Origin of the sequence: Janthinobacterium sp. SUN120, assembly GCF_030397735.1 — a bacterium.
Taxonomy (GTDB): domain Bacteria; phylum Pseudomonadota; class Gammaproteobacteria; order Burkholderiales; family Burkholderiaceae_D; genus Janthinobacterium; species Janthinobacterium kumbetense.
The window spans coordinates 209,585-231,537 of the sequence record NZ_JAPUBW010000002.1 but is presented as its reverse complement, the minus strand read 5'-3'; the positions used below and the strand labels follow the sequence as shown (position 1 = coordinate 231,537).

Below are 21,953 nucleotides of genomic sequence, written 5' to 3'. Positions count from 1 at the left end.
GATTTTGTCAGGCGTTACACGGCAATATAGATGACATACCCAAGCCGGCTTCGCCCGGCTTGTTTCACATCAGGAGCAAGGCATGGCAAGCGACATGAACGAAAAAACCGGCACGGCCATCACCATCCGCCCCTGCGCCAAGGGCGACGAGCTGGCGCTGGCGCTGGTGGGGCAAGCGACCTTCCTGGAAGCGTTCGCCGGCATCCTCGATGGCGCCGACGTCATCGCCCATTGCCAGCGCCAGCACGACGCGCAGCTGTACCGCGACTGGCTGGCGCTGCCGGCCATGCGCCTGTGGCTGGCCGAGGCCACGCCGGGCGGCGCGCCCGTCGGCTACCTGGTCCTCAGTCCCGCCGGCCTGCCGGTGGCCGACCCGCGGCCGGACGACCTGGAAATCAAGCGCGTCTACCTGCTGCACCGCTTCCAGGGCCAGCGCGTGGGCCAGCGCCTGATGCAGGCGGCCGTGGAACAGGCGCGCGCCAGCGGGGCGGGGCGGGTGCTGCTGGGCGTGTACGCGGAAAACCACGATGCGCTGGCGTTTTATGCGCGCTGCGGCTTTGCGCAGGTGGGCCGGCGCACCTTCCGCGTGGGCCGCACCGACTATCAGGATGTCATCCTCGGCATGACGCTGTAAGCGCCAACGGCCTGCGCGGCGCCAGGTCAAGCCGGCTGGCGGGAGATTTGTAGCGAGTTTGTATCTGCATGCGAGTCGCCCGCGCGCCGCCGGCGCCGGGGCGCGACGCCCCGCAAGCCTGATTCTTCCACCGTTCCCCCACAGGGGCGGCATGCCTGCCGGCCCGCCTGATCCTTCCATGCCTGCCAGGCTGTGTGTAATTGTTTCAAGTAGAAATGAAACAGTTACATGACTATGCTAGAGTCGTTTCACGCTAGGGAGCGATGTTTTTTCAGCTGACTTTCAGCTCTTGACTCCCCCGGCTTTGTACCGAAACAACCCCGAAAAACGGTCGTCCGGCCTGAGTGTGTTCCACCTCGGCCGGCGCCACAGACTCGCCGTGCCAGCGGCCTAGACAAGGATAAGCGATGGATTCGCAGACTACACCCAACACCCCGCGGCGCAGCCGCCGTTCGAAAATCGTCGGCACGGTCATCGCGCTGGCCGTGATGGCTGCGCTGGGGGGCGGTGCCTGGTACCTGACCCATTCGGGCGTCAGCGCGCAGCCCGGCGCCGGTGGCCCCGGAGGGCCGGGAGGCCCGGGCGGGCGCCGCGGCGGCCCCTCGACCACCGTGGGCGTGGCCACGGCCGTGAAATCCGACTTGCCCGTGGTGCTCGATGCGCTGGGCACGGTGACGGCCGCGTCCACCGTGACGGTGCGCCCGCAGGTGTCGGGCATTTTGAAGGAGCTGAAATTCAAGGAAGGCGGCATGGTCAAGGCGGGCCAGGTGGTGGCGCAGATCGACCCGGCCCAGTTCGAGATGGCGCTGATGCAGGCCACGGGCCAGCGCCAGCGCGATGAAGCGCAGCTGGAAAACGCGCGCCTGACCCTGAAACGCTATCAAACCCTGCTGGGCCAGGATTCCATCGCGCGCCAGGATGTCGACACGCAGGCCGCCCTGGTCAAACAATTGGAAGGTACCGTGATGACGGACCGCGCCGCCGAAGGCACGGCCAGGCTGAACCTGGGCTACACCAAGGTGGTGTCGCCGATCAGCGGCCGCGCGGGCTTGAAGGTGGTCGATATCGGCAACCTGGTGAGCACCAGCGACACGGGCGGCGTGGTGGTGGTGACGCAGCTGTCGCCCATCGACGTGGAATTTTCCGTGCCGCAGGATAAGGTGCAGACGATCCAGGAACGCCTGAATGGCGGCACGGCCCTGGCGGCGCTGGCGCTGGACCGCACGCGCACGCATACCCTGGACAAGGGCAGCCTGACGGCGCTGGACAACCAGGTCGACGTGCAGACGGGCACCGTGCGCGCCAAGGCCCGCTACACGAATGACAAGATGGCCCTGTTCCCCAGCCAGTTCGTCAACGTGCGCCTGGAACTGGGCAACATCACGGGCGCCGTGCTGGTGCCCGTCACGGCCTTGCGCCACAGCAATAACGGCGACTTCGTGTACGTGCTGAAAGCGGACAAGACCGTCACCGTGCGCATGGTCACGCGGGGCCAGGCGACCACCGACATGGTGGAAATCCGCGCCGGCCTGGAAGCGGGAGAGCAAGTCATCACGGAAGGCGCCGACCGCCTGAAGGAAGGCGCGAAAGTGACCCTGGCGGGCGACAAGCCTGCCATGGGCGGCGCCGGTGCTGCCGGTGCCGCCGGGGCGAACGGCGAACGCCGCCACCGCCGCCAGCACGCTGACGGCGCGGCCAGCGCCTCGGCGTCCGCATCGGCATCCGCGCCAGCCGCAGTGCCAGCCACGGCGCCGGCGAAGGGCGCAGCGCAATGAGTCCATCGACTCCCTTCATCAAGCGCCCCGTCGCCACGGCGCTGCTGATGCTGGCCATCGTGCTGGCGGGGCTGGTCGGCTTCAAGTTCCTGCCGCTGGCCGCCTTGCCGCAGGTGGACTTCCCCACCATCCAGGTGCAGACCCTGTACCCGGGCGCCAGTCCCGAAGTCATGGGACAGACCGTGACGGCGCCGCTGGAGCGCCAGTTCGGGCAGATGTCCGGCTTGCAGCGCATGAGTTCCACCAGCGCGGCCGGCGTCTCCATCATCACCCTGCAATTCACCCTGGGCCAGACGCTGGACGTGGCCGAGCAGGAAGTGCAGGCCGCCATCAACGCGGGCGGCTCGCTGCTGCCCACCGACTTGCCGGCGCCGCCCGTGTACGCGAAGATCAACCCGGCCGACGCGCCCGTGCTGACCCTGGCCATCACGTCGGACACAATGCCGCTGACGCAGGTGCAAAACATCGTCAACACGCGCCTGGCGCTGAAAATCAGCCAGGTCAACGGCGTGGGCCTCGTGTCGCTTTCGGGCGGCCAGCGTCCCGCCGTGCGCATCCAGGGCGACACCAAATTGCTGGCCTCGTACGGCCTGGGCCTCGACAGCCTGCGCACGGCCATCGCGGCGGCCAACGTCAACAGCGCGAAGGGCAGTTTCGACGGCCCCACGCGCTCGTTCACCATCAACGCCAACGATCAACTCGTCACGGCGGAAGATTACAAGCGCCTGATCATCACCTATAAAAACGGCGCGCCCGTGCGCCTGTCCGACGTGGCCAATGTCGTCGACAGCGCGGAAAACACGCGCCTGGGCGCCTGGTCCGGCAAGCAGCCGGCCATCATCCTGAACGTGCAGCGCCAGCCCGGCGCCAACGTCATCAAGACGGTCGACGCCATCAAGGCCCTGCTGCCCGACCTGCAGGCCAGCCTGCCGGCTGCCATGAAGCTCGACGTGCTGAGCGACCGCACGACGGGCATCCGCGCCTCCGTCGAACACGTGGAAATGGAACTGCTGCTGTCCGTGCTGCTGGTGGTGCTGGTGATCTTCGCCTTCCTGCACAGCATGCGCGCCACCGTGATCGCCAGCCTGTCCGTGCCGATTTCGCTGATCGGCGCCTGCGGCGTCATGTATCTGCTCGGCTACAGCCTGAACAACCTGTCCCTGATGGCGCTGACGATTGCCACGGGCTTCGTCGTCGACGACGCCATCGTCATGATCGAAAACATCGCCCGCTACATCGAGGAGGGCGAAACGCCGATGGCCGCCGCCCTGAAGGGCGCGTCGCAGATCGGCTTTACCATCATCTCGCTGACCGTGTCACTGATCGCCGTGCTGATTCCCCTGCTGTTCATGGGCGACGTGGTGGGCCGGCTGTTCCGCGAATTCGCCATGACCCTGGCCATCACCATCCTGATTTCCGCCGTGGTGTCGCTGACCCTGGTGCCGATGATGTCGGCGCGCTGGCTGAAGAGCCACGCCGATGAAAAGATCAGTGCCACGGGCCAGCGCATCCAGGCTTTCCTCGACAAGGTGATCGTGCAGTACGACCATGCGCTCGTGTGGGTCTTGAAACGCCAGGGCCTGACCTTGCTCGTCGCCCTGGCCACCTTGCTGCTGACGGTGATCCTGTACATCACGATTCCGAAAGGCCTGTTCCCCACGCAGGACACGGGCCAGCTGCAGGCGCGCATCGAAACCTCGCAAGCCGTCTCGTACGAGCGCATGGCCACCTTGCAGCAGGCTGCCGCCAGCGCGCTGCTGGAAGATCCCGCTGTCGATACCTTGAGTTCCCTCGTCGGCGTCGATGCGGCCAACAATACCATGCTGCACACGGGTAGCATGCTGATCAATCTCAAGCGTCCGCGCAGCGGCAGCCAGGACGAGATCATGGAGCGCCTGCGCGACCGCGTGGCCAAGGTGGCCGGCGTGACCCTGTATCTGCAGCCGACGCAGGATCTGACCATCGATGCGGAATCGGGGCCGACGCAGTACCGCGTTTCGCTCGAAGGGGCCGACACGGCCACCGTCACCGAGTGGGCCGGCAAGCTGGCGGCGCGCATGCGCGAAAAATCGCAGCTGCGCAACGTCGTCACGGATGCGGGCGCCACGGGCGCCGCCGTGACGGTCGCCATCGACCGCGACAGCGCCGCGCGCATGTCCGTCACCACGGCCACCGTCGACGACGCGCTGTACAACGCCTTCGGCCAGCGCATCATTTCGACGATTTTCACGGAAACCAACCAGTACCGCGTGATCCTCGAAGCGCAGCCGGGCATCGTCACGACGCCGTCCGACCTGTCGGACCTGCAGGTGCGCACGGGTTCCGGCAAGTCGACGCCGCTGTCCGCGTTTGCCAGCGTCAGCGAAAAACAGGCGCCGCTGCAAATCACGCACGTGGCGCAATACCCGGCCACGACGCTCGGCTTTGATACGACGCAAGGCGTGGCCCTGGGCAGCGCCGTCGACGCCATCCGCCAGGCGGCGAAAGACATCGCCTTGCCGCCATCGGTGACCTTGACCTTCCTCGGCGCGGCCGGCGCGTATGAAAACTCGCTGTCGAACCAGCTGTGGCTCATTCTCGCCGCCGTCGTCTGCGTGTACATCGTGCTGGGCGTGCTGTACGAAAGCTATATCCACCCGCTGACGATTTTGTCGACCCTGCCGTCGGCCGGCGTGGGCGCCTTGCTGGCGCTGATGATTTCCGGGCAAGACCTGGGCGTGATCGGCATCATCGGCATCATCCTGCTGATCGGCATCGTCAAGAAGAACGCCATCATGATGATCGACTTCGCCATCGAAGCCGAGCGCGACGAAGGCAAGAGCCCGCAGGAAGCCATCCACCAGGCGGCGCTGCTGCGCTTCCGCCCGATTTTGATGACGACCCTGGCGGCCCTGTTCGCGGCCGTGCCGCTGATGCTGGGCTGGGGCGAGGGCGCCGAGTTGCGCCGTCCGCTGGGCCTGGCCATCTTCGGCGGCTTGATCGTCAGCCAGGTGCTGACCCTGTTTACCACGCCCGTCATCTACCTGGGCTTCGACCGCCTGGGCCAGCGCTTTGCGCGCAAGACGCCCGCGGTGAAGCTGGACAAGCCGGCCGATAACGCGGGGAGCGCCGCGTGAACCTGTCCGAACCGTTCGTCAAGCGCCCCATCGCCACCGTGCTGCTGACCATTGGTATCGCGCTGGCGGGCATCGGCGCCTTCTTCGTGCTGCCCGTCTCGCCGCTGCCGCAGGTCGATTATCCGACCATTTCCGTCAGCGCCAGCCTGCCCGGCGCCAGCCCCGCGACCATGGCCACGTCGGTGGCCACGCCGCTGGAACGGCGCCTGGGCGTGATCTCGGGCGTGAACGAGATGACGTCGTCGTCGGGCACGGGCTCGGCGCGCATCAATCTGCAGTTCGACTTGAACCGCAAGATCGATTCGGCCGCGCGCGAAGTGCAGGCGGCCATTGCCGCCTCGCGCGTGGACTTGCCGGCCACCTTGCGCAGCAACCCCACCTACCGCAAGGCCAATCCGTCCGACGCACCCGTGATCATCCTGGCGCTGACGTCGAAGACGCGCACGCCGGGCCAGATCTACGACGCCGTGTCGAACCTGGTGCAGCAAAAGGTGGCGCAAGTCAAGGGCGTGGGCGACGTGGAACTGGGCGGCGGCTCGCTGCCGGCCGTGCGCGTGGAATTGCTGCCGTACCAGCTCAATCACTATGCCGTATCGATGGAAGACGTGCGCGCGGCCATCCAGGCCAGCAACGCCAACCGCCCGAAAGGGGCGATTTCCGGCGACGAGCGCAGCCTGCAGATCTATTCGGGCGCGGCGACGGCGTCGGGCGGGCGCAGCGCCGCCGATTACCGCAGCCTGGTGGTGGCCTGGCGCGACGGCGCCGCCATCCGCCTCGACGACGTGGCCGAAGTGGTCGACGGCGTGGAAAACAGCAATACCCTGGGCTTGTTCAATGGCGACCCGGCCGTCATCGTGCTGATCACGCGCCAGCCCGGCGCCAATGTCATCGCCACGGTGGACGGCGTGCGCGCGCTGCTGCCGCAACTGCAGGCGCAGCTGCCCGGCGACATCAAGCTGCAGGTGGCGTCCGACAGCACCAATTCCATCCGCTCGTCCCTGCACGAGATCGAGTTCACGCTGATCCTGTCCATCGTGCTCGTCGTGCTGGTGGTCAGCGCCTTTTTGCGCAGCGTGCGCGCCACCATCATCCCCGCCGTGGCCACCATCGTCTCGCTGCTGGGCACTTTCGGCGTGATGTACATGCTGGGCTTTTCGCTAAATAACCTTTCCTTGATGGCGCTCACGGTGGCCACGGGCTTTGTCGTCGATGATGCCATTGTGGTGCTGGAAAACACGCAGCGCCACATCGAGGCGGGCATGGACCGCTTCAAGGCGGCCCTGCTGGGCGCGCGCGAAGTGGGCTTTACGGTACTGTCGATCAGCCTGTCGCTGGTGGCCGTCTTCATCCCGCTGCTGTTCATGGGCGGCCAGGTGGGGCGGCTGTTCCGCGAATTCGCCGTGACCCTGTCGGCCGCCGTGATGATTTCGCTCGTCATCTCGCTCACCACGACGCCGATGATGTGCGCCTGGCTGCTGAAAAGCGGCGAGCACCACAAGCCGCCCGGGCTTGTTGCGCGCTGGTTCGAGCGGGGTTTCGAGCGCATGCTGAACGTGTATGAACACTGCCTGGACTGGGCCTTGTCGAGCGCCGCTCTCGTGATGACGATCCTCGTGTTCGTCGTCGGCCTGAACGTGTACCTGTTCGCGGCCGCGCCCAAGGGCTTCTTCCCGCAGCAGGATACGGGCCAGATCAATGGCGGCATGCGCGCCGACCAGAGCATCTCGTTCCAGGCCATGCAGGCCAAATTGCGCCAGCTGGTCGACATCATCAAGGACGATCCGGCCGTCGCCACCGTCGTCGGGTTCACGGGCGGCGGCAGGGCGGGGGGCGGCTTCATGTTCATCGATTTGAAGCCGGCCTCGCAGCGCACGGACAAGGGGCAAGCCGTGATCGCCCGCCTGCGTCCGCAGCTGGCCAAGGTGACGGGCATTTCGCTGTTCCTCAACCCCGTGCAGGATTTGCGCATGGGCGGGCGTTCCAGCAATTCCACCTACCAGTACACCCTGATCAGCGACAACCAGGCGGACTTGAAGAAATGGGCGGCGAAACTGGCCGACCAGATGAAGCTGCAGCCAGCCCTGATCGACGTGGACACGGACCAGGCGGAAAACGGCGTGGAAACCTTTGTTTCCATCGACAAGGACCGCGCCACGCAGCTGGGCGTGCAGGTGAAGGATATCGACAATGCGCTGTACAACAGCTTCGGCCAGCGCCAGGTGGCGACCATCTACGATGAGCTGAACCAGTATCACGTGATCATGGAAGTGGCGCCCCGCTACGCGCAAAGCCCGGAAGCGCTGCGCTCCGTGTACGTGCCCGCGTCGAATGCGGCCGCCGTCGCCGCCACCGGCACGACGGCCGCCAGCGCCGCTGCGGCCAGCACCAGCGTGGCGGCGACGACGTCCAATACGACGGCGGCGCGCGACCCGTCCAGCGGCTCGGCCCTGAGCACCACCCTGGCGAAGATGGTGCCGCTGTCGTCGTTCAGCAGCTTCGCGGAAAGCTCGACGGCCACGTCGATCAACCACCAGGGCGGCGAATTGGCCACCACCGTGTCGTTCAATCTGGCCGACGGCTATCCGCTCAGCGACGGGCAGGCTGCCGTGGCCCAGGCGGAGTCGGAAATCGGCATGCCGGTGAATGTGCGCGGCAGCTTCCAGGGTTCGGCGAAGAGCGCGCAGGACAGCAACAAGGAGCAGCCGCTGCTGATCCTGGCGGCCATCGTGGTGATCTACATCGTGCTGGGCATCCTGTACGAAAGCCTGATCCACCCCGTCACCGTGCTGTCGACCTTGCCGTCGGCGGGGGTGGGCGCCGTGCTGGCCTTGCTGCTGTTCCGCATGGAGTTTTCCATCATCGCCCTGATCGGCGTGTTCCTGTTGATCGGTATCGTCAAGAAAAATGCTATATTGATCATCGACTTCGCGCTGGAGGCCGAGCGTTCGCGCGGGCTGACAGCTGTGGAAGCGGTGCGCGAGGCTTGTTTGCTGCGTTTCCGCCCCATTCTGATGACCACCCTGGCGGCGGCGCTTGGCGCCTTGCCGCTGGCGATCGGTTTCGGCGAGGGGTCAGAGCTACGCCAGCCCTTGGGGGTCGCCATCATCGGCGGCCTGATTGCCAGCCAGTTACTCACATTGCTGACCACCCCGGTGGTCTACATCCTGCTCGACAAGCTGCGCACGCGCAGCGCCGACGAGCAGCAATTGAGCCGCATTCCTGGGCCAGATAACCCGAGCACACAATCATGAAGCAAGTAAAACCTATCGTATCGACCGTCCCTGCACGCCACCTGCTGGCACTGGGCGCGGCCACCGCCGTCCTCCTGCTGTCCGGCTGCGCCGTCAGCCCCGCGTATGAAACGCCGACGGCCGCCGCGCCGCAGACGTTCAAGGAGGCGGCCGGCTGGCAGCCTGCCGTGCCGGCCGACACCCTGGAGCGGGGACCGTGGTGGACCCTGTTCGGCGACGCGCAATTGAACCAGCTGGCCGAAGGCATCGACATCTCGAACCAGAACGTGGCCGCCGCCATCGCTTCCTACGAGCAGGCGCGCGCGCTGGTGCGCGAACAGCGCGCCTCGCTGTTCCCCACCGTGAACCTGACGGGCAGCGGCGCCCGCTCGGGCGGCGGGGGCGAGCAGCAGACGAACAACAACTTCAAGGCCGCCATCGGCGCGTCGTGGGAACCGGACGTGTGGGGCAAGCTGCGCGCCGGCGTGACGGGGGCGGACGCCAGCGCCAGTGCCAGTGCGGCCGACCTGGCCGCCGCGCGCCTGTCGGCGCAGGGCGAACTGGCCACCAATTACTTTTCGCTGCGCCAGAGCGATGCGCAGATCGCGCTCCTGAATGCCACCATCGATGGTTACAAGCGCGTGCTCGACATCACCAGCAACCGCTTCAATTCGGGCATCGCCGCCAAGTCCGACCTGCTGCAGGCGCAGACGCAGCTGGCCAATGCGCAGATCGACCTGTCGAGCCAGACGCGTTCACGCGCGCAGCTGGAACATGCGATCGCGATACTTTTGGGCCGCGCGCCGTCCGACTTCAGCCTGGCCGTGGCGCCGTGGACCCTGACCGTGCCCGAGGTGCCGCTGGGTGTGCCGTCGACCCTGCTGCAGCGCCGTCCCGACATCGCCGCCGCCGAGCGCCGGGTGGCCGTGGCCAACGAGCAGATCGGCATCGCCCGTTCCGCGTATTACCCGAGCCTGAACCTGACGGGTTCCTACGGTTCCGGCGCCAGCAAGGTGGGCGACCTGTTCAATGCCTCATCGAGCCTGTGGTCGCTGGGTGTGTCGGCCGCGCAAACCCTGTTCAACGCGGGCGCCACCACGGCCAGCGTGGATGCGGCCAAGGCGGGACACGAGGCGGCCGTGGCGCGCTACCGCCAGACGGTATTGAGTGCCTTTGGCGCCGTGGAAGACCAGTTGTCGGCCACGCGCGCGCTGGCCGAACAGCTGGCCTTGCGCCAGCAGGCGTCGTCCGCTGCCGACCAGGTCGAGCAGCAGATGCTGAACCGCTACAACGCGGGCCAGGTCGGCTATACGGACGTGGTGACGGCGCAAGTGACGGCCCTGTCGGCGCGCCGTTCGCTGGTGCAGGCGCAGGCGGACCGCCAGACGACGGCCGTGGCCCTGATCCAGTCGCTGGGCGGCGGCTGGCACGTGCCGCAGGCGCAGTAAAGGGGACGGCTAGGGGGCAGCCTGGCGCAGGGAAAAGCCCTGCGCCAAATTCGTGTTTTGCCGCGCATCTTGAGTGCTAGAATGCAAGATTATCAATTCCCAGCCTGACGCTTTGGCCGTGGCTGCACTCTTGCAGAAGATGACACGCAGTAAACACAGCAATGCTTCCGTCCCTGAAGTGGCCACCATCGTTTTCCCCGTGGTGGCCATCGGCGCATCCGCCGGCGGACTCGATCCCATCGTTGCCTTCCTGGCGAACGTGCCGCAGGAGAGCGGGATTGCCTATGTGGTGATCCAGCATCTTGATCCCACGCAAAAGGCCATGCTGCCGGAACTGCTGCAGCGCGCCACCAGCATCCCCGTCACGGAAATCACGCACCAGGCGGAGTTGCGGCCCAACCATATCTATGTGATACCGTCGAATGCCGACCTGGGCTTGTCCAAGGGACGTTTCGTGCTCAGCGAACCGGTGCAGCTGCGCGGGCACCGCTTGCCCATCAACACCTTTTTCGAAAGCCTCGCAAGCGAACTGGGCGAACTGGCCGTGGGCGTGATTTTTTCCGGCATGGGCAATGACGGCACGCGCGGCTTGCAGGCGATCAAGCAGGCAGGGGGGCTGACCCTGGCCCAGCATCCGGACACGGCCAAGTTCGACATGATGCCGCAAAGCGCGATTGCCGCGGAAGTGGTGGACCTGGTCGACTTTCCCGACAAGATGCCGGACAAGATCATCACCTATCTGTTCCGCAGCAGCTTCCTCAGCCTGCCAGGCCATGAACCGAACGGGCGCAATTCCTTGCAGGAAATTGTCGCCTTGCTGTCCGAACACACGGGCAACAGTTTTACGGATTACAAGATCAACACGGTGCTGCGGCGCATCGAGCGGCGCATGAGCTTGTATCAAATGACGTCGATGGAAGAATACGTGCCGTACTTGCGCACCAATCCCACCGAAATCGACTTGCTGTTCAAGGAATTGCTGATCGGCGTGACGAGTTTCTTCCGCGACCCGAAAGTGTGGGAATACCTGAAGATGGTCGCCTTGCCGCAATTGCTGGCGGCCCATCCGGACGGACGCGCGTTCAAGGCCTGGGTGCCCGCCTGTTCCACGGGCGAGGAAGCGTATTCGCTGGCCATGGTGTTCCATGAAGTGGTGGCCAGCATCAATCCGCCGTCGAAGTACAGCCTGCAGATCTTTGCCACCGACCTGTCGGCCGACGCCATCGACCGCGCGCGCCAGGGACGCTTTCCGCACAGCATCAGCAGCGACGTGTCGGCCGAACGCCTCGGGCGTTTCTTCTTGCGCGACAAGAACGATTATCACGTGAAAAAAGAGATACGCAACACGATCATCTTTGCCCAGCAAAACATCATTTCCGACCCGCCGTTCACCAAGCTCGACATCCTGTGCTGCCGCAATCTGTTGATTTATCTCAATGCCAAGCTGCAGCAGCGTTTGATACCCCTGTTTCATTACGCCTTGAACCGCGACGGGATTTTGCTGCTGGGCAGCGCCGACACGCCCGGCCATTTTTCCGACCTGTTTTCACCGCTGACCACGTCGACCCGGTTGTACCGCCGCCTCGACAACCTGGCGCGCCAGCGCCTGCCCACGTATTTTCCTACCAAGGTATCGTTGGCATCCCCCCCTACACCTAGCGACACGAGAGAAGTCAGCATGACTGGAAAGATTCAATCCCATGTCGAGCAATTATTGCTCCAGAAATATTCACCGGCTGCCGCGCTGCTGAACCAGGATGGCGACATCCTGTATATCAACGGGCGCACGGGCGCCTTCCTCGAACCGGCAGCCGGCAAGGCCAACTGGAATATCCACGCGATGGCGCGCGAAGGCTTGCGCTACGAGCTGGCTGGCCTCATCAAGGAAGCCTTGCAGAGCGAGAGGGTGGTGCGCCTGAAGGGGCTGGTGGTCAAGGACCACCTGGGACAGTCGCTGGGCGTCGACCTGAGCGCGGAAGCGCTGAGCCAGCCTGAATCCCTGCGCGGCATGGTGTTCGTGACGTTTGCCAGCGCGCCGCTGGTGGCCGAGGCGCGCCGCGGCCGCTCGCCGAACCCCAAGGTGCTGGAACTGGAACAGCAACTGGCGCAGGCGCGCAATGAAATCCAGGCCGTGCGCGACGAGATGCAGACGTCGCGCGAGGAACTCAAATCGGCCAACGAGGAACTGCAGTCGACCAATGAAGAGCTGCAATCGACGAACGAGGAGCTGACCACGTCGAAGGAAGAGATGCAGTCGCTCAACGAAGAGTTGTACACGGTCAATGCGGAGCTGCAATCGAAGGTCGATGATTTGTCGCTGGTCAATAGCGACATGAAGAATTTGCTCAATAGTACCGATATCGCCACCATTTTCCTCGACAGCGACCTGCGCATCCGCCGCTTCACGGCGCCGGCCACGCAAATCTACAAGCTGATCCAGACGGACTTGCGCCGTCCGCTCAGCGACATCGTCAACGACCTCGATTATCCGGGCCTGGAAGACGATGCGCTGGAAGTGATCCGCAGCCTGGTGTTTTGCGAGCGGCAAGTGGAAACGAAGACGGGGCGCTGGTACAACGTGCGCATCATGCCGTACCGCACGATCGAAAATGTGATCGATGGCGTGGTGGTGACCTTCATCAACATTACAGAGTCGAAACTGCTGGAAGCCCAGCTGCGCCAGATCCAGTCCGGCGCCGTGGCCGGCGGCAGTAGCGGCGAGCACGTGTCATGAGCGAACCATTCGACGGCAGCGCGCCGGCCCGCCTGAGAGAGCAGGCGGAGCAATTGGCCGCGGAGCAGCACCAGCCCGCGCCGCAGTCGAATGAAGACGTGATGCGTCAGCTGCATGAGTTGCAGGTCAGCCAGATCGAGCTGGAAATGCAGAGCGCGGCCCTGGCCGAGCTGGAACAGCTGAAAAATGAATTTGAAAGCAGCCGCGACCGTTATGCGCAGCTGTATGAACAGGCGCCCGTCAGTTACTTTTCGCTGGCGCGCGAAGGCGTGATCACGCGTGTCAACGTGGCAGCTTGCGGCTTGTTGCAACGCGACAAGAACCGGCTGCTGGGACGGCGTTTCGAGCAATTCGTCGCGCCCCAGGCGCAGGGCGGCTTCCGGCGCTTCCTCGACGCCGTCTTCACCGGCGGCGCGCGCCAGGTGCTCGAAGCGCCGCTGTTCGAAGGCGAAGCGGGCGGCATGTGCGGCATGGTGCGCATCGAAGCCAATTACGATGCGGACAGCGCCACGGCGCGCATGCTGGTGACGGACCTGGGCGACGAGCACGCGCGCGAATCGGCCTTGCGGCGCGCCTTCGTGATACTCGACAGCATACGCGAAGGCGTGCTGGTGACGGACAGCGCCAACCGCATCATTTCCGTCAACCCCGCGTTCACCACCATCACCGGCTACCAGGCGGAGGAAGCCATCGGCCGCGATCCGTCCTTCCTCGGCGGCGGCACGCATCTGCCGCATTTTTATGAAGCCATGTGGCGCAGCCTGCACCAGGATGGCAGCTGGTATGGCGAACTGGTGAACCGGCGCAAGAATGGCGAGCGCTTCGTCGAATCGCTGTCGATCACGCCGATGCGCAGCCCGGATGGCGCGATCAGCCATTTTGTCGGCGTGTTTTCCGATATCACTGAGCGCAAGCTGGCCGAGGCGGACTTGCGCGAACTGCACCGCGAGCTGGACCAGCGGGTGGTCGACCGCACGGCCGAATTGCTGCGGGCCAACCAGCACCTGCAGCTGGAAGTACACCAGCGCGAGCGGGCACAGGAAGCCTTGCGCGATGCCGAGCGCTTCTTTCACGCCACCATCGATTCCCTGACGGACCGGGTGCTGGTGCTGGACCGGTCGGGCCGCGTCGTGCATGCCAACCAGGCTTGCCTGGCCTTCGTCGGGCAAACGCCGCAGCCGCTGCACTACCTGGAATTCTGCGACACGGACCCGCGCTGGCAGCGCAGCGCCGGGCGCGAGCTGGCCGCAGGCATCCGCTCCGTCATCGCCGGCAATGCGGACACGTTTGCGCTCGAATATGAGTTTGCCACGCGCTCGGGTCCCCGCTGGTCGCAGGCCAGGATCAGCCGCTTCCTCGGTGAAGGGCCGCTGCGCGTGGTGGTGGCGCACACGGACATTACCGAACGCAAGCTGATGGATGGCGCCCTGCGCCAGTCGCATGCGCAGCTGCGCCAGCTGGCGCTGCACCTGGAAACGGCCAAGGAAGATGAGCGCAAGCGCATTTCGCGCGATATCCACGATGAACTGGGGCAAAACCTGCTGGCGCTGCGCATCGATATTTCCATGCTCAGCGCGCGCACGGAAGGGTCCCATCCGCGCCTGCACCGCCGGGTCGGCGCCGTGCTCAGCAACGTCGACACCACCATCAAGAGCGTGCGCGGCATCATGAACGAGCTGCGCCCGATGGCGCTGGACCTGGGCTTGCAAGCCGCCATCGAATGGCAGGTGGGCGACTTCCGCAAGCGCAGCGGCGTCGCTTGCCAGCTGCTGATACGCGACGAGGCATTGTTTTCCGCCATCGGCAGCCAGGTCGAGATCGTGCTGTTCCGCATCGTGCAGGAAGCGCTCAGCAACGTCATGCGCCATGCCCAGGCCAGCCAGGTCGAGATCGAGCTCAGTTCGGATGCCTGCGCCGTGTACGTGGCCATCAGCGACAACGGCATCGGCATCACGCCGCAGCAGCAGCGCAAGAAGCAGTGCTTTGGCCTGATCGGCATCGCCGAGCGCGTGACGGCGCTGGGCGGGCAGTTCGAGGTCGGTGTGCCGGCCTCGGGCGCCGGTTGCCGGCTGGCCCTGCAGATCCCCTTGCAGGGGACGGGACGGCCGGCCGCCTGATACAGAAATTGCAATGGGATAATTTTTGCCGACTCAGGCCGCCTGGACAGGCTATACTTTCGCCTGCTTTTTATGGAGGAGCAAATCTTGTTCAAGACAATCGTATTACCAGTCGCCTTGCTGGGCGCGTTCGCCGGCGCACACGCTGACGAAGGGCAGTGGCAACCACACCAATTGCCGCAGCTGAAAGCCGAACTGAAACGGGTCGGCATCGACATTCCTGCAGAAAAACTGGCCGACCTGAGCAAGCACCCGATGAGCGCCATCGTGTCGCTGGGCGGTTGCTCGGCCGCCTTCGTTTCCGACGCCGGCCTGGTGGTGACGAACCACCACTGCGCGTATGGCGCCGTGCAGCGCAATTCCACGCCTGAACACAATTACATCACCGACGGCTTCCTGGCCAAGACGCGCGCCGCAGAGCTGCCGGGCGGTCCGAACAGCCTCGTGTATGTGACGGACAAGGTGGAAAACGTCAGCGACCGCGTGCTGAAAGGCTTGACGGCCGACATGAGCGGCCGCGCGCGCCACGAAGCCGTGGAAAAGCGCATCAAGGACTTGATCGCCGAATGCGAAACGGACAAGATGTACCGCTGCTCCGTGCCCGCCTTCCACCGCGGCCTCGAGTACTACCGCATCCGCCAGATGATGATACGCGACGTGCGCCTCGTGTACGCGCCATCGGACAAGATCGGCAACTTCGGCGGCGATACCGACAACTATGAGTGGCCGCGCCACACGGGCGATTACTCGTTCCTGCGCGCCTACGTGGGCAAGGATGGCCGTCCGGCCGACCCGTCGCCCGACAACGTGCCGTACCAATCGAAGGATTTCCTGGTGGTGTCGGCCGAAGGCTTGAAAGCCGGTGACGGCATCTTGCTGGCGGGCTACCCCGGCCGCACCAGCCGCTACAAGCTGCCGGCGGAAATCCGTTTCGCGCGCGATACGGCCTTCCCCCTGAAAGTATCCGAACTGCAAGCAGACCTGGCCGTGATGGCCGACTCGACGAAGGGCGACCCGGCCGCTGCCGTGCGCTATGCGAGCGTGGTGAAAAGCATCAACAACGTGCTGAAGAAAACCCAGGGCTTGCTCGACGGTTTCGCCCGCAAGGACATCGCCGCCATCAAGGACGTGCAGGATGCCGAGTTCCGCGCCTGGTACGCGAAACAGCCGAACGTGTCGCCGACCCTGCTGGCCGAACTGGACGCGGCGATCGCCAGCGACATGGCCTTGAGCGAAGAAGAGTTCGCCTGGAGCGTGGCCACCAACAGCGACTTGCTGAAAAGCGCGCGCACCATCTACCGCCTGTCGCTGGAGCGCCAGAAAGCGGATGCCGAGCGCGAATCGGGCTTCCAGCAGCGCGACCTGGCCTTCATCAAGGCCCGCCTGGCCCGCCTGGAACAGTCGTATGTCAACAAGGTCGACCAGGCGCGTTTTGAAGCGGGCTTGAAGCGTTACGCGCAACTGGCGGCGAAGAGCCATCCGCAAGGCCTGGACGCGCTGCTGCCGGCGCCAGGCGCCGTGGCGGCCCTGTACCAGCAGACGCAACTGGCTGACACGGCCAAGCGCCTGGCCTGGCTGGAAAAGGACCAGGCCGCTGTTGCCCAGTCCGATGACGCCTTCATGGCGCTGGCCATCAAGCTGCAGCCCGTCGAAGCGGCGCTGGAAGAGCGCCGCAAGGAAATCGACGGCAACCTGGAACGCGTGATTCCGCAATACATGCAAGCCGTGATTGCTTGGAAGAAATCGCAAGGCAAGCCGGTCTATCCTGACGCCAACTCGACCCTGCGCGTCACGTACGGCACGGTATCGCCGTACTCGCCGCGCGACGGCATCACCAAGGGGCCGTTCACGACCGTGGAAGGCATCGTCGAGAAAGTCACGGGCAAGGCTCCGTTCGAAGCGCCGCAAGGCTTGATTGACGCCGTCAAGCAAAAACGCTACGGCCAGTTCCGCGACCCGGCACTGGGCACGGTGCCCGTCAACTTCCTCACCAGCGCGGACACCACGGGCGGCAATTCCGGCTCGGCCGTGATGAACAAGCGCGGCGAATTGATCGGCCTGAACTTCGATTCGACGTATGAATCGATCACCAAGGACTGGTACTTCGACACGGCCATCACGCGCGCCATCCACCTCGACATCCGCTACATGCTGTGGGTGATGAAGGAAGTGGACCACGCGGATAACTTGCTGCAGGAAATGACGATCAAGTATCCGAAGGCAGTGAAAGCCGCCAAGAAATAAGCTTTAGCTTGCGCTAGCGCAAAGCCGCATCCGCCGCAGGGCCGATGCGGCTTTTTTGCGGCCGCACCGTACGCGCGGCCGGCGCCTGCCGTATCGGCTGCGCCACGTATAATTCCGATCACTTTCCACCCTTATTTTTCCGACAGGCCCGCCATGCCCCCGACTCCCGCTTTACCACTTGATTGGCAGACATTTGAAACTGCCTACGACGTCGAAGAAACCTGCTTCAAGCTGGCCAGCGCGTCGCTGGCCTTGCTGGGCGCGTCCCCATTCAAGGACCAGGCATTTTCCGCCTTTGCCTTCAACGCCGTATCGTTCCCCTCCCTTTCGCTGAGCCTTGACACCGATCCCGCCAACCGGGAGCGCGATTACTATCCTCCGGACTGGTCGAACGAGTGCATCGAAGTCGACGTGCCGGAAATCGGCCAGCTGTGGGAGGAGGGCTATGCAAGGATCGAAGGCGCGCTGCTCGAGCTGATCGATGCTGCCGATGACGAACTGCTCGATGTCATCGAAGAGGGCTATCTGCACAGCCTGAGGAAAACCATGGTGCGGCTTGAAACGAGCCATGCGTTCGAGCAGATCAAGACCTGCCCGCGATTCTGGACCGTCGTCACGCAAATCGACGCGGATACGGAGGAAGAGGAGCGGCTGCTCGACCAGGTGCGCCAGGGCCTGCCGGCGTGAACCTCCGCCGCCATTGCAAGCCGCGCGTTATAGCAGGGCTTGCCAGCGCCTGACTTCCGCGTCCGTCAGCATCGGCCCCCAGCCGCCACGCAGCGCCGCATCGTGCTGCACATAGTGCGCAAGCGGCGGCGCCGCCACGCCATGCCTGGCACAGATATCAAGCACGGCTTCCAGCTGGCGCCGGCTTGCCGCAAGGTCATCGCCATGCCAGGTACAGGCGCTCGTTTCCAGCACATGCCCGACAAGTTGCTCCAGCGCGCCGAGCAGGTGCCCGGGCAGCGCCATGCGCAGGTCGTCCGGCCAGGGATCGCCCATGCCCGTCACTGCCAGGCAGGCAAAGCCGCGCTCCCAGGCGGCAAAATCCCCCGGCGCGAGCTGCGCCACCTTCCACACGTGGCCGGCGAACGCGGACAGCGCCGGGTGGTGCAGGGCATGCTGCCGGCAAAAGCGTTGCAGGCACGTGAGCGCCAAGCATTGCCTGGCAATCACGGAGAGCGTGTCTATCGATATGTCATGCATAAATGAAGGGTGTTTCAAAATAATGGCCAGCCTCGGCTGAATGCGGCCGTGTCAACGTCCTGGCGCACGCTGGTTCAGCTTGAATCATTTCTCAAAGACAAGCCAGGACCAGCTTACCCCCGCCAGGCGATTCTGCGGCTGCACGGATGGCGCCTGCGTATGCAACATCACCTTGAGCTGATGTTGCATCGCGAGGTCTGCCGTTTCACTGGCAGGGACATCAAAGACGCGCCGCCCTTCAGGGGCCGGGCCATGTCTCAGGGACATGATGAGCATTGCGCCGGGCTTGAGCAAGGTGCTGATATTGCCCATTGCCGCCATCCTTTCTTCCGCTGCCAGATGCATCCAGACGGCCGCGACGACAATCAGGTCATACCTGCTTTGGCGCGCGCCGATCGCCGACAGCGCAGGCAGGCTATCGTCCACCCATTCAAGGTTGGCCACGACCTGCGCCTTCATGCCCGCTTCGCGGAAGGCGGCAACGGGCTCAACGGCTGTCACCGTGTGCCCCAGGCTTGCCAGCCACGCCGCGTCGCCGCCAGTCCCGGCGCCGATATCGAGCACGGCGCCTGATCGCGTCGGCAAGAGATGACTGACGGGCCGATATTTATCCGGGAAGTTGACGCTTGCGTACCGGGCAATGAGCTGCCCGGCATTTTCCGCATAGCCCTCGGTGCCAGGGATGGTAGATGGATGCATGGGAGCGTGCATTTTCAGGCGGGACGACAGCCGTGGCGCAAAGTCGCACGTGGATGGGCGATTGACGACGCCATGTTCATTGAATGAAATTGCCTATTGTTTATTTATTAATAATGGGTGAATATTGCGTATATTATTGCGTATATAAGTTCAATTAAAGTATCCATGGAGAGTCATCTCATGACACAGTCCAGCAAGGTTTTTTCAGCCGTTGCGTTGAGATCATTGATACCCTCGTTCGCCTATCGCAGTAAATCCATACAGCAGGATAATGGCCTATTCCATGAGCCGAATGATTTTGTCATCCAGGTCGACGATGATGGACGATTCTGGGACAAGGAGGGGGCCGAGCGCGCACTTGACGTTATTCGGTATTCAGCGAAGAGCAAGAATACCATTGTAGTAGTTTTCGTCCATGGCTGGCATCACAATGCCGATCCCGATGATACCAATGCATTTGATTTTTCTCGTTCGCTTGCCAAGACCAGGGCTGTCCTGAATGATGCACCGCTTGGCGTCGCCGGACCCTATACGCGTTCGCGGATGAATCTGACCAGCAGCGGGGACGTGAATGTCATCGGCGTGTATGTCGGCTGGCGCGGTCGCTCGCTACCGATGCCGCTCAGTTTCTGCACTTTCTGGGGCCGTAAACGGGCGGCAGAACGGGTGGGGCAAGGCGACTTGCATCACTTTCTGCTCGCGCTCAATGGCCTTTATCGCGACCGCGGCGAAGCCCGGCGCGAGTCGGAAAACACGCCTTTCATGGGGTTGCTTGCGTTTGGGCACAGCTTTGGTGGGCAGGTCGTCTTCAAAGCCGTCGCTGAAACAATCGAAAAAGAACTGGCGGCTGACAAGGCCGGGCCATTGCAAGGTTTTGGCGATTTGACCGTGCTGGTCAATCCTGCACTTGAAGCGGCACAGTATGAAAATATCCACCAGATGGCATCGCGCCGCAGCTATGACAAAGCGCAGGCGCCAGTCATGTTGGTGATTTCATCCCAGGGCGATTGGGCTCGCAAGTGGGCGTTTCCCATCGGCCGCGCACTCGGCTCGACCATCAATGGCAAGCCTGACGATGACAGGTGGCCGTTGTGGGGCAAGGCGCTTGGCGAATATGGCCCGCAGCGAACCCACGTAATGAGCGTGAAGTTGGACGAGCCAGTTGTCGAGCAAAATTTCGATCCGGCCGAATATGAGCATAGTCCATGCAAGGTCGCGCAGCGCGACCTGTCTGCCGAAAAGAAATATGGAAATGTTGATTTCCGGCCGATAGAACCACACCGTCCCTACAATCCCTTCATTGTCGCCTACACGGATAACAATCTGGTGATTGGACATAGCGGTATTTTTGAAAATTCGCTGCGTAGCTTCATCAATGACTTTGTTGCCCTGACTCAAGGTAAGAGGATGATTGTAGGAGGGAAAACGCTGCAGTGTTAGCGTCGGCCTTTTGCCTGCTGCGTCGATGACAGCGACGCAGCTTGAAGAGGCGGGCCTTGAAATATTATTCCTGTCCGATTTTATTCTTTGCCTGCATGAATGCCTCCACGGGCAACTGAAAAAAGCGCGGCACCATGGCCGGCGACAGCTCGTCGCCGCCGTCCGCCATGGCCAGGCGGCCGCTCAGCAGCAGCATCACGTAGCCGTGGCCCAGCGACCAGCCGGCGCTGGCGGCGGCCTTGTCCCAGCGCGCATCGAGGCCCGCTTCGCGCACGGCCGCGCCGGCCGTCTGCAGCACGTACTGGAAGCACGCCTGCGCCGCGTCCTGCAAGGCGGGGAACTGGCGCACGTCCTGGTGTTCGAACATCAGCCGGTAGTGGGCCGGCGCGGCCAGGGCGAATTCGATGTATTGCTGGCCCAGCAGCTGAAACCGCTGTTCGGAAGGCAGGCTGCCCTGCGGCGGCAGTTCGGCTTCCCATTTGGCGATCAGGCTGGCGAAGCCGGCCGCCGCCACGTCGGCCAGCAAGGCTTCCTTGCTGGGGAAGTGGCGGTACACGGCGGCGATCGACACGCCCACCGTGCGCGCCAGTTCGCGCAGGGAAAGGGCGGCGTCGTGCTGCTGCGCCAGTTGCGCGATGGTGGCGGCGACCAGGGTGTCGCGCAGGTTGCCATGGTGATAATTGCTGTTCGTGCTCATGTTATGTTATCGCTGTTCACATTGTCGTGTATGATGGCCATGTTATCACTGAACACATGGAGAGCACATGCAAGAGATGAACAATGCGGTACGCGCCGTGGCCTTGCCGCCGGGCGCCAGCATCGCCCCCTTGTACCCGGGCAGCCACCTGGCCGACGCGTATGCCGTCGAGCTGCCGACTGCGCAGGCGCGCCAGATGGACATGGAAAGTCTGGCGCGCGTGCTGCTGGGCAGCCAGCCGGGCTGGGCGCGCAAGCTGATGGTGGTGCGCGACGCCATCGTGGCGCGCTTCGGCATCCGGACGGCCAGGCAGATGGAAGCCAGGCCTGGCAAGCGCATCGGCATCTTCCGCATCTTTGCCGTCAGCGACGATGAAATCATCGTGGGCGAGGATGACAGCCACCTGGATTTCCGTTTGTCGGTGCTGCGCAACCGCGACGCGGGGCGGCATGGCAGCGTGACCATGTCCAGCGTCGTGCATTGCCATAATCGGGTGGGGCGCGCCTACATCCTGCTGATCCGGCCTTTCCACAAGCTGATCGTGCAGCGTTCGCTGGCGCGCGCCGTCAAGGGCGGCTTTGCCTGAGCGGGGGAGGGGGCTGGCGGTGCGGGC

General features: G+C 64.0%; 14 protein-coding genes. 11 read left to right on the top strand and 3 right to left on the bottom strand.

The genetic code is table 11. The features are described 5' to 3' along the window. Positions 1–94: 94 nt before the first annotated feature. The 9 genes from O0879_RS10715 to O0879_RS10675 all read left to right on the top strand — a co-directional run bounded on the left by O0879_RS10715 (position 95) and on the right by O0879_RS10675 (position 17,985). The gene (locus O0879_RS10715) at positions 95–634 is read left to right on the top strand and encodes a GNAT family N-acetyltransferase (protein ID WP_289916399.1); all 540 of its coding nucleotides are present in this window, start codon (positions 95–97) and stop codon (positions 632–634) included. Between the two features lie 407 nt (positions 635–1,041). Further along, positions 1,042–2,409, top strand: coding sequence for an efflux RND transporter periplasmic adaptor subunit (locus O0879_RS10710; RefSeq protein ID WP_289910780.1), 1,368 nt, complete (start codon positions 1,042–1,044; stop codon positions 2,407–2,409). Continuing rightward, a complete protein-coding gene (locus O0879_RS10705; protein ID WP_289916398.1) occupies positions 2,406–5,525 on the top strand; it encodes an efflux RND transporter permease subunit in 3,120 nt (1,039 codons plus the stop codon). The genes O0879_RS10710 and O0879_RS10705 overlap by 4 nt, the downstream gene beginning before the upstream one ends. Beyond that, positions 5,522–8,776, top strand: a complete 3,255-nt coding sequence (locus O0879_RS10700) for an efflux RND transporter permease subunit (RefSeq protein ID WP_289916397.1) — start codon at positions 5,522–5,524, stop codon at positions 8,774–8,776. The genes O0879_RS10705 and O0879_RS10700 overlap by 4 nt, the downstream gene beginning before the upstream one ends. After that, positions 8,773–10,203 (top strand): efflux transporter outer membrane subunit, encoded by a 1,431-nt coding sequence (locus O0879_RS10695; RefSeq protein WP_289916396.1) that lies wholly within the window; start codon positions 8,773–8,775, stop codon positions 10,201–10,203. Before O0879_RS10700 ends, O0879_RS10695 begins: the two co-directional genes overlap by 4 nt. 139 nt (positions 10,204–10,342) lie before the next feature. Then, positions 10,343–12,937 carry a chemotaxis protein CheB gene (locus O0879_RS10690; protein WP_289916395.1) on the top strand — a complete coding sequence of 865 codons (2,595 nt, stop codon included), beginning with the start codon at positions 10,343–10,345 and terminating at the stop codon, positions 12,935–12,937. Next, positions 12,934–15,054 carry a PAS domain S-box protein gene (locus O0879_RS10685; protein ID WP_289916394.1) on the top strand — a complete coding sequence of 707 codons (2,121 nt, stop codon included), beginning with the start codon at positions 12,934–12,936 and terminating at the stop codon, positions 15,052–15,054. The genes O0879_RS10690 and O0879_RS10685 overlap by 4 nt, the downstream gene beginning before the upstream one ends. 87 nt (positions 15,055–15,141) lie before the next feature. Further along, the gene (locus O0879_RS10680; RefSeq protein ID WP_354670184.1) at positions 15,142–17,298 is read left to right on the top strand and encodes a S46 family peptidase; all 2,157 of its coding nucleotides are present in this window, start codon (positions 15,142–15,144) and stop codon (positions 17,296–17,298) included. Between the two features lie 153 nt (positions 17,299–17,451). Continuing rightward, positions 17,452–17,985 (top strand): hypothetical protein, encoded by a 534-nt coding sequence (locus tag O0879_RS10675; RefSeq protein WP_289916388.1) that lies wholly within the window; start codon positions 17,452–17,454, stop codon positions 17,983–17,985. A 27-nt stretch (positions 17,986–18,012) separates the two neighbouring features. Here O0879_RS10675 and O0879_RS10670 read toward each other — a convergent pair whose 3' ends face one another. Both O0879_RS10670 and O0879_RS10665 read right to left on the bottom strand, forming a co-directional pair. Further along, positions 18,013–18,456, bottom strand: coding sequence for a hypothetical protein (locus O0879_RS10670; protein ID WP_289916386.1), 444 nt, complete (start codon positions 18,454–18,456; stop codon positions 18,013–18,015). Positions 18,457–18,588: 132 nt separating this feature from the next. Next, positions 18,589–19,203: a class I SAM-dependent methyltransferase gene (locus O0879_RS10665; RefSeq protein ID WP_289916384.1), complete on the bottom strand. Its 615-nt coding sequence runs from the start codon at positions 19,201–19,203 to the stop codon at positions 18,589–18,591. Between the two features lie 180 nt (positions 19,204–19,383). Here O0879_RS10665 and O0879_RS10660 point away from each other — a divergent pair, with 180 nt between their 5' ends. After that, complete coding sequence (locus tag O0879_RS10660) at positions 19,384–20,643, top strand: hypothetical protein (RefSeq protein WP_289916383.1); 1,260 nt, start codon at positions 19,384–19,386, stop codon at positions 20,641–20,643. A 64-nt stretch (positions 20,644–20,707) separates the two neighbouring features. On the opposite strand, the gene O0879_RS10655 is transcribed toward O0879_RS10660, so the two are convergent. Further along, the gene (locus tag O0879_RS10655; protein ID WP_289904265.1) at positions 20,708–21,340 is read right to left on the bottom strand and encodes a TetR/AcrR family transcriptional regulator; all 633 of its coding nucleotides are present in this window, start codon (positions 21,338–21,340) and stop codon (positions 20,708–20,710) included. Positions 21,341–21,407: 67 nt separating this feature from the next. Here O0879_RS10655 and O0879_RS10650 point away from each other — a divergent pair, with 67 nt between their 5' ends. Beyond that, positions 21,408–21,926 carry a DUF2867 domain-containing protein gene (locus tag O0879_RS10650; RefSeq protein WP_251351635.1) on the top strand — a complete coding sequence of 173 codons (519 nt, stop codon included), beginning with the start codon at positions 21,408–21,410 and terminating at the stop codon, positions 21,924–21,926. Positions 21,927–21,953: the final 27 nt, after the last annotated feature.

Excerpts from the sequence above, each read along its gene's own strand:
- O0879_RS10665 (WP_289916384.1), bottom strand. The coding sequence starts at position 19,203 with ATGCATCCATCTACCATCCCTGGCACCGAGGGCTATGCGGAAAATGCC.
- O0879_RS10705 (WP_289916398.1), top strand. The coding sequence starts at position 2,406 with ATGAGTCCATCGACTCCCTTCATCAAGCGCCCCGTCGCCACGGCGCTG.
- O0879_RS10695 (WP_289916396.1), top strand. The coding sequence starts at position 8,773 with ATGAAGCAAGTAAAACCTATCGTATCGACCGTCCCTGCACGCCACCTG.
- O0879_RS10715 (WP_289916399.1), top strand. The coding sequence starts at position 95 with ATGAACGAAAAAACCGGCACGGCCATCACCATCCGCCCCTGCGCCAAG.
- O0879_RS10660 (WP_289916383.1), top strand. The coding sequence starts at position 19,384 with ATGACACAGTCCAGCAAGGTTTTTTCAGCCGTTGCGTTGAGATCATTG.
- O0879_RS10675 (WP_289916388.1), top strand. The coding sequence starts at position 17,452 with ATGCCCCCGACTCCCGCTTTACCACTTGATTGGCAGACATTTGAAACT.
- O0879_RS10685 (WP_289916394.1), top strand. The coding sequence starts at position 12,934 with ATGAGCGAACCATTCGACGGCAGCGCGCCGGCCCGCCTGAGAGAGCAG.
- O0879_RS10650 (WP_251351635.1), top strand. The coding sequence starts at position 21,408 with ATGCAAGAGATGAACAATGCGGTACGCGCCGTGGCCTTGCCGCCGGGC.
- O0879_RS10655 (WP_289904265.1), bottom strand. The coding sequence starts at position 21,340 with ATGAGCACGAACAGCAATTATCACCATGGCAACCTGCGCGACACCCTG.
- O0879_RS10690 (WP_289916395.1), top strand. The coding sequence starts at position 10,343 with ATGACACGCAGTAAACACAGCAATGCTTCCGTCCCTGAAGTGGCCACC.
- O0879_RS10710 (WP_289910780.1), top strand. The coding sequence starts at position 1,042 with ATGGATTCGCAGACTACACCCAACACCCCGCGGCGCAGCCGCCGTTCG.